Here is a 2190-nt window from a genome sequence, read left to right as displayed (position 1 = left end):
GGACCCTTGTCCCTGCTGGCGGCGTAGGTAAGCCTGCCGCCAACGTCAGTGACATCAGCGTCGATAAGAATGAAATCCGTCGAAGCGTGGTCGCTGGGATCATCGCCGTCGAACGCGAGATAGAAGTTTGCAGGATCGCAGTCCCATATCGCAGTCAGTGCAACCGGAATGTTCTTTCTTCCTTTGCACCAGATGTCGACCTTGCGTTTCTCCTGAGCGCGGGCGACCTCGAAGGCTTCGTCTAGTTTTCCTTCCGCGACATCCATGGCTGTGATGACGTTCAAGCCAAGGGCCGTCAGACGGTTGATCTCGTCCACGTTCGCCATGCCTTCTCCTCTGGCAGCAGATTATTATCCACCGTTGGAAGATGCGGCGGCAATCCAAGCCTGAGGCACGAGGGCCTGTCCACGCCATTCCTCAATCAACTTGACTCCGGGAAGCTTGCCCCAGACGTCCTCATCTGCATGATCCAGCACGATGATCTGGAGGCGACCTTTCGCGGCCATGACCTCAGCGCCTAGGAGCGCAAAGACCTTCCTGACGGCGACCACGTCCTGATCCCTCCACGCGATGAGGTCGGGGCCCTCGTCGCCCGCCGCCCGCTTAGGAAAATAGACTTGGCTAGGTTGGTCGAAGATCAGCTGACCAGGGACTGGGTGATGAGGTTCGGCCAGGAAGTAGTGCTGCAGCGCAAGCATTAGTGCGACGTGATACGCGAGCCAATTGGCGCCGCTGCCAATCTCCCACAGGTAGTCCTCACGCGTTCCCCTAGTCACCTTGACGGTCAGGTCTTCAATCAACAGCCTAATCGGGGCCTCGGGCCACTCCGCGTCAAGCTGCGGAATCAGCCGATTGGCATGATGGGAGACTTGGTGCAACGCGTTGAATAGCTTGCGCTGGATGTCGGCCTCGGAGATCGTCTTTTGCAGCGTTGCAATATCGGCCTGCAGCGAGGTGAGTTCCTGCCGCAAATCCGACGACTGGTCGGCGCGGTCGTAGACGTGCAACGCCTGCTCCAATCGACCGAGGAAGCGCTCAAGCCTATCGAAGCGATTGGCCTCGTCTCGGGCGACGTCAGAGTCCCGTTCCAGCACCGCTATCTCGCTACGGACATCGTTCAACTCAGATAGGACCGCTTCAGCGGCGCCGCGCTGGCGCAGGATTTCCTTGTCAAGCGTGTTAGACATCGCAGGGTGGGTCCGCAGTCGGATCTCCAGACCGCCGAGGTTGTCGCAAAGGGCCAAGACCTTCTCGCGGCCGCCGTCCCCGAGTGCGACCAACGGATCGGCGAACTCGTCGGCCAAGTCCCTCAGCCACGTGGAAAGGTCCAAGCGGTCACGTTGGATGCGCATGGCGTCGCCGTACGCCTCGCTGCTCTCCACCAGACGGCGCAGTTCGTTCAGGCGCTGACGATGCTCGGTAAGTCGCGCGGCGATTTCAGTTTCCGACGCACGAAGGGTTTCCAGACGCGTCAGCACCACATCGATGCCGGCCAGGCTTGGTCGAGCAAGACTTGAGTTGCTGTTCGACACGCGCCGAAGCAGGTCAACAACGTCACTCCAGTCCTTCGGCACTTCAGTGGAGGAATCGACTAGGCCAAGTTCGACTGCCTGACGCAGCCACGCCTCCGCCTCCGCCCGCCAAGCGCCAGTTGCCGACACGATCGCGCGTAGCTCAGCCTCCTTCCGGCGGAGGTTGCGCTGGAGCCGATCGATCTCAAACCGCGCCTGGAGAATCTTTGCCGTGACCGCGCCCAGAACGTACGGGAAGATGGTCTTTAGCTTCTCCCGGTGTTCCGTCGTATCGGCCTTGAAAAACATCACGTCGGGATTGGCGATCACGTTCTGAGGTTGGAACGTGAAGGCCATGAGGTCGCGGAAGCTTGGCCTTTGCTTGAATCCATTCTCTGTACCTGGTTCGAAGTCGAGGTCAGTCAGTCCTGCCAGGCGGTTCATCGCGCGCTTGACCGTGTCGACATTGGTGGTCTTGTCGGTGATCGTCTCCGGAATTTCGACCTGTGCGCCCTCCAGCAGCACCATGTCGCCTGTGCTCTGTTGGTCCCCCGGTTCGCGTCGCGCCAAGAGCTTTTCGCCATCCAGCGTCTGGATCAGAATGCCGAACCAGCTGCAGTTCTCGCGGATTACGCCCACCGGAATCGCGCATTTCTCCGAGCCCAGACAGTAATCAAGA

At 59.9% G+C, this 2190-nt stretch carries 2 protein-coding genes; both read right to left on the bottom strand.

Annotation, left to right across the window (positions count from 1 at the left end):
• Window positions 1–326 (bottom strand): hypothetical protein (locus EN893_RS30125; protein ID WP_164901240.1); only part of this gene is annotated, 326 nt, incomplete at its 3' end.
• A gap of 24 nt (window positions 327–350) precedes the next feature.
• Window positions 351–2190 (bottom strand): DUF3732 domain-containing protein (locus EN893_RS39550; protein WP_128362028.1); only part of this gene is annotated, 1840 nt, incomplete at its 5' end.

The organism is Mesorhizobium sp. M7A.F.Ca.CA.004.04.2.1 (genome assembly GCF_004022825.1).
GTDB lineage: Bacteria > Pseudomonadota > Alphaproteobacteria > Rhizobiales > Rhizobiaceae > Mesorhizobium.
The sequence above is the reverse complement of the archived record's forward strand: the minus strand, read 5'-3'. Positions and strand labels throughout refer to the sequence as shown.